Genomic DNA, 8,033 nt, shown 5'->3' with positions numbered 1-8,033 from the left:
CTTTCGCACAGGTTCAGGCAACGACTGGGCATCAGAATTGCTGCGCCCTGTCAGGCGCGAGTCACCCCTCTACCGCTTGCGGGAGAGGGGCCGGGGGAGAGGGTTGCGTCAGGTTGGCGCGGAGTTCTGAAAGGCCTGTACTAGAGGCTTCTATTCGGTACTGCAACAGCTAACGTGGACATAGCCAAATCATTCGCCAAGGGCAGCAACGCTGCCCCGGGATGTCCGATGGGCAGCCCTTTGGCCTGCTCAGCGATTGAAATCGCCCCCACAAGGTGCCCACCCATCGTTTCCGTTAAGCGCTGACCCAGCGCTGGCGCATCCAGCCGCTCAGGGCATCCACCCCCAGTACCAGGGTCAGCATCGCCAGGATCACGCTGGCTGCCTGGGCTTCCTGGAACAGGCTGAGGCTCATGTAGAGCATCTGCCCCAGCCCACCCGCGCCGACGAAGCCGAGCACGCTGGCCATGCGGATGTTGTTTTCCCAGCGATAGAGCATGTAGGCCACCAGTTGCGGCCAGACTGCCGGCAGAGTGCCGTAGCAGAAGGCGGCGACTCGCCCGCCGCCGTTCAGGCGGATGGCTTCGGCCGGTTGGGCCGGGGTGTTTTCCAGGGCTTCGGCGAACAACCTGCCCAGCACGCCGGCGGTGTGCAGCGCCAGGGCCAGGGTGCCGGCGTTGGGCCCGAGGCCGGCGGCCAGCACCATCAGGGCCGCCCAGACCAACTCCGGCACCGCGCGCAAGGCGTTGAGCAGCAGGCGCGCCGCGCCTTGCGCGAGGCTTCCGAAGCGGCCGGCGGCGGGCAGGGCGAAGAGCAGCCCCAGCAGCGCCGCGAGCAAGGTGCCGAGGGCCGACATGGCCAGGGTTTCCAGGGCGCCCTTGCCGATGGCCCGCAGATGCGGCGCGGACAGGTCGGGCTTGAGGAAGCGCGCCGCGTAGCTGCCCATCTGTTGCAGGCTGTCGCCACTGACCAGGGCGCCGAGGTCGATGCCCAGCCCTATAAAGGAAGCGAGCACCGCCACCAGCAGGGCCAGCAGCAAGAGGATATTGCCCAGGCGATTCACGTGAACCTCCAGCGCAACAACCGGCTGAGCTGGTCGGCCAGCAGTACCAGGGCGAGGAAGGTCAGCAGCATGCTGGCCACTTCGCCGCCGGCGAACATGCGCATGGACAGGTCCATCTGCTGGCCCAGCCCACCCGCGCCGACGAAGCCCATCACCACCGAGGCGCGCACCGCGCATTCCCAGCGGTAGACGGTGTAGGAAATCATTTCCGCCGCCGCGCTGGGCAGCACGCCGTAGGCGAACGCCGCCAGGCGCGGGCTGCCGGCAGCGAGCAGCGCGCGGGAGGGGCGAGGGTCCACGGATTCGAAGATTTCCGCATAGACCTTGCCGAGCATGCCGCTGTAGGTGATGGCGATGGCCAGCACCCCGGCGGTCGGGCCAAGGCCCACGGCGCGGACGAAGAGCAGCGCCCAGACGATCTCCGGCACGCTGCGCAGGAATATCAGCAGGCCGCGCACCGGCCAGCGCAGGGCCTGGGCCCACCAGGCCGGTCGGCCGCCACGGTGCAGGGCGGTCAGCGACAGCGCACGGCTGGCCCAGAGCGACGCAGGCAAGGCGATCAACAGTGCCAGGCTCATGCCGGCGGTGGCGATGGCCAGGGTTTCCAGGGTCGCCCGCCACAACAGTTGGAGGAATTCCTCGCCATGTTCGGGCGGCCAGAAGCCTGAGAGGAACTGGCCCATGGTGTGGACGTTGCCCGGGTCCAGCAGCACCGCCGGGTTCAGTTCGCTCAGCTCCAGGCCCGGCCAGAGCAGCGCCACGGCGAGCAGGGTGAGCAGCAGCCGGGGCAGGGCCGCGGGGTCGCGTGGAGCGGTGGTCAGCATCGTGGAATGTGCAGCGCGGGGGCCGGGATGGGCGGCGAGCTGGGGGCGTTGCCGCGCAATTGTTCGTTGGCGTAGAGGGCGTCGAGGTCGGCCTGGCTGACGTCGTCCCGTCGGCGGTCGAAGGCGATGCGCCCATCGCGTACCCCGACGATGCGCGGAAAGTGTGCAAGCGCCAGTTCCACCGCGTGCAGGCTGGCCAGCAGGGTGACGCCACGGCGGCTGGCGTCGGCGCAGAGCACGCCGAGGGTGTGGTCGGCGAGCACCGGGTCCATGGCGGAAACCGGCTCGTCGGCCAGGATCAGTTCCGGCGCCTGGCAGAGCACGCGGGCGATACCGACCCGTTGCAGCTGGCCACCGGAAAGCTGGTCGCAGCGTTCGAAGAGCTTGTCGGCCAGGTCCAGCCGCGCCAGGGCGGCAGCGGCACCGGCGCTGTCCAGTGGGTGCAGCAGGCTGAGCAGCCCCTTGGCCAGCGGCCACTGGCCAAGCTTGCCGGCGAGCACGGCCGTGACCACCCGCTGGCGCGGTGGCAGCGGCGGGGCCTGGTGGACCAGGCCAATGCGTGCACGCAGGCGCTGGCGGGCGCCGGCGGAGAGCGACCAGGGCGCCGCGCCGAGCAGTTCGAGCTGCCCGGCGGAGGGTTTCAGGCTGGTGGCGAGGAGGCGCAGCAGGGTGGTCTTGCCGGCGCCCGAGGGGCCGATGATGGCGACCCGCTCGCCGCTGGCGACGCGCAGGTCGATACCCAGCAGCGCAGGCTGGCCGTTGGCGTGGACCAGGTCCACGCCGTGCAACGACAGGCTCACTTCAACAGGCCGGCCGAGCGTGCGGCTTCCTCGATGCCCTCGTAGTTCTCGGGCTTGGTCGGGATGAAGCGGCTGGCGGCCTGCAGGTCGAGTATCGCCTTGTGCTCCGGATTGGCCGGGTCGAGGGCGAGGAAGGCCTGTTTGATCTTCTCGGCCAGGGCCGGGTCCAGGGTGCCGCGCACGGTCCAGTTGTAGTCGTAGTAGGTCGGGGTGGTGGCGAAGACCTTCACCTTACTGGTGTCGACCTTGCCGGCGTCCACCAGCTTTTGCCAGACGCTGGCATTGAGCACGCCGCCGTCCACCTTGCCGGCCTGGACCCAGGCCACGGTGGCGTCGTGGGCCCCGGAGTAGGCAACGCGGGAGAAATACTGCTCGGGGACTATGCCGTCCTTCTGCATGAAGTAGCGCGGCATCAGGCTGCCGGAAGTGGAGGACACCGAGCCGAAGGCAAAGGTCTTGCCCTTGAGGTCCTGCAGGGACTTCACCGCCGGGTCGGCGCTGATGAACTTGCTGGTGAACTTCTCGTCCTGCTCACGCTGCACCAGGGGGATGGCGTTGCCGGTTTTCAGGCGCGTCTGCACGAAGGTGAAGCCGCCGAGCCAGGCGAGGTCCAGGCGGTCGGAGGCCAGGGACTCCACCACCGCGGCGTAGTCGGCCACGGGCACGAACTCCACCTTCATGCCCAACTGCTTCTCCAGGTAGGCGCCAAGGGGCTTGAACTTGCGCAGCAATTCGGTGGGCGCCTCATCGGGGATGGCAGAGACCTTGAGGGTGTCGGCAGCTTGGGAAATGACGGCGGACAGGGACAGAGCGATACCAGCCGCGAGGGCCAGGGAGCGTTTGAACATGGGATTCTCCGGTTCAATAGCGGAAAAGGCAGGCGGATTATAGTGATCGGGCGGCTGCTTGGTAGCTTCACGTGGCTGACCAGGCAGTTAAGATGTGCGTTTCGCCAACCGCCTGGAGTTTTGGCATGACCGCTGCCCTGCCTTCCATCGCCTTCGCCGGCATCGGCCTGATGGGCCTGCCCATGACCCGCCGCCTGCTGGCCGCCGGCTTTCCGCTGACCGTCTGGAACCGCTCCCCGGAGAAGTGCGCGCCGCTGCTGGAGCAGGGCGCCCGCCGCGCGCAGACGCCGGCCGAGCTCTGCGCCGAGGCGGATATCGTCATGCTCTGCCTGGCCGACACCCGCGTGGTGCGCAAGGTGGTGTTCGGCGAGGGCGGCATAATCGAGGGCGCCCGGCCCGGCCAGCTGCTGGTGGACTTCTCCAGCCTGGAGCCGGCGGCCACCCGCGAGATGGCCGCCGAGCTGGAGGCCCGCAGCGGCATGCGCTGGATGGATGCACCGGTGTCCGGTGGCACCCCCGGTGCCGAGGCGGGCACCCTGGCGATCATGGCCGGCGGTCATGAAGACGATGTCGAGCGGGTGCGGCCGATCCTCGCCCACCTGGGCCAGCGCCTGACTCGCATGGGCGCTGTTGGCGCCGGGCAGGTGACCAAGGTGTGCAACCAGATGATCGTCGCCTGCAATGCCCTGGTGATCGCCGAAGTGGTGGCCCTGGCGGAGAAGGCCGGGGTGGACGCCAGTCTGATCGCCCAGGCCCTGGCCGGCGGTTTCGCCGACTCCAAGCCGCTGCAGATACTCGCGCCGCAGATGGCCGAGAACCGCTTCGAGCCGATCAAATGGCACGTGCGCACCTTGCTCAAGGATCTGGACACCGCGGTGCGCCTGTCCCGCGAGCACGATTCGGCCACGCCGGTCAGCGCCCTGGCGGCGCAATTGATGCGCCTGCATGGCAGCCAGGGCAACCTGGAGCGCGACCCGGCTACGCTGGTGGAAATGTATCGGGAGAATCATTGATGAAGATCGCCGCCAACCTGTCCCTGTTGTTCACCGACCGCCCGCTGATCGAGCGCGTCATCGCTGCCCGCGTCGCCGGTTTCGACGGCGTCGAGGTGCAGTTTCCCTACGAGTTGCCGGCGATCCGCATGAAGGAAGTGCTGGAGGCGGCCGGCCTGCCGCTGATCCTGATCAACCTGCCGGCCGGCGACCTGATGGAAGGCGGCCCTGGCCTGGCCGCGGTGCCGGAGCGCCAGGAGCAGTTCGACGATGCCCTGGAGCAGGCGCTGAGCTATGCCGCCATGACCCGTCCGCGCTTCGTCAACGTCCTGGCCGGACGCCAGGCCGTCGGCGTCAGCCGCGACCGCGCCCTGGCCTGCCTGGCGGCCAACCTGCACAAGGCGGCCGAGGCCTTCGCCGTGCTGCGCATCGGCGTGGTCTGCGAGGCGATCAACCCACTGGACATGCCGGGCTTCCTGGTCAACACCCCCGAGCAGCTGGATATGCTGCTGCGCGACGTCGACCACCCCAACCTCCAGGCCCAGTACGACCTTTATCACATGGCCCGCCAGGGCGTGGACCTGGCAGCGGGCATCCGCCTGCTGTCCGGCCGCATCGGCCATGTGCAGTTCGCCGACAGCCCGGGGCGCGGCGAGCCGGGCAGCGGCAGCACCGATTTCGGCCCGGCCCTGCGTGCCTTGCAGGACGCCGGCTATGGCGGCTGGCTGGGCGCTGAATACAAACCCACCGGCGTCACCGCCGACAGCCTTGGCTGGCTGCCGGAGTGGAAGGCGCGCTTGGCCTGAGCGCCCAGCGCGCAAGAACATTGTGGGGGCGAATTCATTCGCTGACCGGACCGACAGGCCCGGCGACGGATTCCGGTGGTGGGCGTTGCGCGCCCATTAGCGAATGAATTCGCCCCCACAGGAAATCGATTCGGATTTTTGAGAGAGAACCATGACCGATCCCATCCGCCTCACCCAGTACAGCCACGGAGCTGGCTGCGGCTGCAAGATTTCCCCCAAGGTGCTGGACGTGATTCTCGCCGGCAGCGGCGCGCAGAATCTCGACCCCAAGCTCTGGGTGGGCAACGCTTCCAAGGACGATGCGGCGGTCTACGCCCTGGACGAGGAGCGCGGGGTGGTGTCCACCACGGACTTCTTCATGCCGATAGTGGATGACCCCTACGACTTCGGCCGTATCGCCGCGACCAACGCCATCAGCGATATCTACGCCATGGGCGGCGATCCGCTGATGGCCATTGCCATCCTTGGCTGGCCGGTCAATCTGCTGCCGCCGGAAGTGGCCCGCGAAGTGGTGCGGGGCGGCCGCGCGGTGTGCGACGAGGCGGGGATTCCCCTGGCCGGCGGGCACTCCATCGACGCGCCCGAGCCGATCTTCGGCCTGGCGGTCACCGGCGTCGTCGACAAGCGCAACATGAAGCGCAACGACACCGCCACCGCCGGCTGCAAGCTGTACCTGACCAAGCCGTTGGGCATCGGCATCCTCACCACGGCGGAGAAGAAGGGCAAGCTGCGCCAGGGCGATGTGGGCCTGGCCCGCGACTGGATGTGCACCCTGAACAAGCCGGGCAGCCGCTTCGGCAAGTTGGCAGGGGTCAAGGCGATGACCGATGTCACCGGCTTCGGCCTGCTCGGCCACCTGGTGGAGATGGCCGACGGCAGTGGCCTGACCGCGCGTATCGACTACGCCAAGGTGCCCAGCCTGCCGGGCGTTGAATATTACCTGGAGCAGGGTTGCGTTCCTGGCGGCACTCTGCGCAACTTCGACAGCTATGGCGAGCGCCTGGCGCCGCTCGCGGAAGTGCAGAAGCTGCTGCTCTGCGACCCGCAGACCAGCGGCGGGCTGCTGGTGGCGGTGACCCCGGAAGGGGAGGCGGAATTCCTTGCCGTGGCCGAGGCGCAGGGCCTCACCCTGGCGCCCATCGGCCATCTGCACGAGCGACAGAGTCTCGCGGTAGAGGTGTTCTGATGCGTCCGGATACCGCCGATTACCGCGAAATCTTCCTCAACGACCGGCCGATGATGGATGCCCGCGCCCCGGTGGAGTTCGTCAAGGGTGCCTTCCCGCATACCGTCAACCTGCCGCTGATGAGCGACATCGAGCGGCAGAAGGTGGGCACCCGCTACAAGGAGCACGGCCAGCACGCGGCCATTGAACTGGGTCACCAGTTGGTCTGCGGCGAGGTCAAGGCCGAGCGCATCGAAGCCTGGGCCGCCTTCGCCCGGGCCAATCCCGATGGCTACCTCTACTGCTTCCGTGGCGGCCTGCGTTCGCAACTGGTACAGCAGTGGCTGAAGAACGAGGCCGGCATCGATTACCCCCGGGTGATAGGCGGCTACAAGGCGATGCGGACCTTCCTCCTGGAGACCACCCTGGACGCCGTGGCCCGGTGCGACTTCGTTCTGGTGGGCGGCCTCACCGGCACCGGCAAGACCGAGGTGATTGCCCAACTGGCCAACAGCCTGGACCTGGAAGGTCATGCCAACCATCGAGGCTCCAGCTTCGGCAAGCGCGCGACGCCGCAGCCGGCGCAGATCGATTTCGAGAATGCACTTGCCATCGACATGCTCAAGAAGCGCGCCGCCGGCCATCAACAGTTCGTGCTGGAGGACGAGGGCCGAATCGTCGGCAGTTGCTCGGTGCCCCTGGAGCTCTACCACGGCATGCAAGAGTATCCGCTGGTCTGGCTCGATGACAGTTTCGAGGACCGCGTGGAGCGCATCCTGCGGGATTACGTTGTCGACCTCTGCGCCGAGTTCATCGCCACCCATGGCACCGAACACGGCTTCGCCCGCTTCGCCGAGCGCATGCGCCAGAGCCTGGACAACATAGTCCGGCGCCTGGGCGGCGAGCGCCATCAGCGCATGGCGGAGCTGATGGACCAGGCCCTGGCCGAGCAGGAATCCAGCGGCCAGGTGGACCTGCACCGCGGCTGGATCGAAGGGCTGCTGCGCGAGTATTACGACCCGATGTACGCCTACCAGCGGGAGAGCAAGGCATCGCGCATCGAGTTCGCCGGGGAGCAGGCGGCGGTGCTGGAGTATCTGCGACAGCGGTAGTGGGCGAGGGGATGGACAGCCCTCCGGGCTGCGTGGCGAATGATTTGGCTATGTCCACGTTAGCTGTTGCAATACCGAACAGAGGTGTCTAGCGCGGACCTTTCAGACCTGCGCACCTGACTGACCCATCCCTCTCCCCCAGCCCCCGCCCTGCGCCCCAGCCTGATCGCTGCGCGCTCAGTCGCTCATCGGCACCGGAAGCGGTGCTTCCGACAGCGAGCCTCTTCGCCCCGGAGGGCGAGGGGTGACTCGCGCCTGACAGGACGCGGTAATCCTGACGCCTGGTCATTGCCTGAGCCTGTGCAGAGGAGGTGGGGCAGCGACTCTGCCCCGTCAGAAGGCCGAGCGGAAGCGTTGCAGAGGGGGATGAGCGGCATGGATGCCGCGAGAGGCGTGCGGGGCCAGGGATGGCCCCTCACGCCG

General features: G+C 67.9%; 8 protein-coding genes. 4 read left to right on the top strand and 4 right to left on the bottom strand.

Features of this window, described 5'->3' with window-relative positions; all coding sequences use genetic code 11:
* Positions 1–295: 295 nt before the first annotated feature.
* From phnE to E8F11_RS22790, 4 genes are read right to left on the bottom strand one after another with little or no spacing between them, the layout of a single operon-like run.
* Positions 296–1,063: a phosphonate ABC transporter, permease protein PhnE gene (gene phnE, locus E8F11_RS22805; RefSeq protein WP_280291165.1), complete on the bottom strand. Its 768-nt coding sequence runs from the start codon at positions 1,061–1,063 to the stop codon at positions 296–298.
* Positions 1,060–1,887 carry an ABC transporter permease gene (locus E8F11_RS22800; protein WP_280291164.1) on the bottom strand — a complete coding sequence of 276 codons (828 nt, stop codon included), beginning with the start codon at positions 1,885–1,887 and terminating at the stop codon, positions 1,060–1,062. Before E8F11_RS22800 ends, phnE begins: the two co-directional genes overlap by 4 nt.
* Entirely contained in the window at positions 1,881–2,687 is an 807-nt protein-coding gene (locus E8F11_RS22795; protein WP_280291163.1) for an ATP-binding cassette domain-containing protein, read from the bottom strand. Before E8F11_RS22795 ends, E8F11_RS22800 begins: the two co-directional genes overlap by 7 nt.
* Positions 2,684–3,535 (bottom strand): putative selenate ABC transporter substrate-binding protein, encoded by an 852-nt coding sequence (locus tag E8F11_RS22790; protein ID WP_280291162.1) that lies wholly within the window; start codon positions 3,533–3,535, stop codon positions 2,684–2,686. Before E8F11_RS22790 ends, E8F11_RS22795 begins: the two co-directional genes overlap by 4 nt.
* 125 nt (positions 3,536–3,660) lie before the next feature.
* Between E8F11_RS22790 and E8F11_RS22785 the strand changes: the two genes are divergently transcribed.
* The 4 genes from E8F11_RS22785 to mnmH all read left to right on the top strand — a co-directional run bounded on the left by E8F11_RS22785 (position 3,661) and on the right by mnmH (position 7,610).
* Positions 3,661–4,548: an NAD(P)-dependent oxidoreductase gene (locus E8F11_RS22785; RefSeq protein WP_280291161.1), complete on the top strand. Its 888-nt coding sequence runs from the start codon at positions 3,661–3,663 to the stop codon at positions 4,546–4,548.
* Positions 4,548–5,333 (top strand): TIM barrel protein, encoded by a 786-nt coding sequence (locus E8F11_RS22780; protein WP_280291160.1) that lies wholly within the window; start codon positions 4,548–4,550, stop codon positions 5,331–5,333. The genes E8F11_RS22785 and E8F11_RS22780 overlap by 1 nt, the downstream gene beginning before the upstream one ends.
* A gap of 151 nt (positions 5,334–5,484) precedes the next feature.
* Positions 5,485–6,519 (top strand): selenide, water dikinase SelD, encoded by a 1,035-nt coding sequence (gene selD / locus E8F11_RS22775; protein WP_280291159.1) that lies wholly within the window; start codon positions 5,485–5,487, stop codon positions 6,517–6,519.
* Positions 6,519–7,610: a tRNA 2-selenouridine(34) synthase MnmH gene (mnmH, locus tag E8F11_RS22770; protein ID WP_280291158.1), complete on the top strand. Its 1,092-nt coding sequence runs from the start codon at positions 6,519–6,521 to the stop codon at positions 7,608–7,610. The genes selD and mnmH overlap by 1 nt, the downstream gene beginning before the upstream one ends.
* The last annotated feature ends 423 nt before the right edge of the window (positions 7,611–8,033 follow it).

The sequence above is a fragment of the Pseudomonas sp. BN417 genome (assembly GCF_029871205.1).
In the GTDB taxonomy this organism is placed as follows: domain Bacteria; phylum Pseudomonadota; class Gammaproteobacteria; order Pseudomonadales; family Pseudomonadaceae; genus Metapseudomonas.
Note: the sequence above shows the minus strand (reverse complement) of the source record. Positions and strands in the feature narration are given on the sequence as shown.

Excerpts from the sequence above, each read along its gene's own strand:
- E8F11_RS22800 (WP_280291164.1), bottom strand. The coding sequence starts at position 1,887 with ATGCTGACCACCGCTCCACGCGACCCCGCGGCCCTGCCCCGGCTGCTG.
- E8F11_RS22780 (WP_280291160.1), top strand. The coding sequence starts at position 4,548 with ATGAAGATCGCCGCCAACCTGTCCCTGTTGTTCACCGACCGCCCGCTG.
- mnmH (WP_280291158.1), top strand. The coding sequence starts at position 6,519 with ATGCGTCCGGATACCGCCGATTACCGCGAAATCTTCCTCAACGACCGG.
- E8F11_RS22790 (WP_280291162.1), bottom strand. The coding sequence starts at position 3,535 with ATGTTCAAACGCTCCCTGGCCCTCGCGGCTGGTATCGCTCTGTCCCTG.
- E8F11_RS22785 (WP_280291161.1), top strand. The coding sequence starts at position 3,661 with ATGACCGCTGCCCTGCCTTCCATCGCCTTCGCCGGCATCGGCCTGATG.
- selD (WP_280291159.1), top strand. The coding sequence starts at position 5,485 with ATGACCGATCCCATCCGCCTCACCCAGTACAGCCACGGAGCTGGCTGC.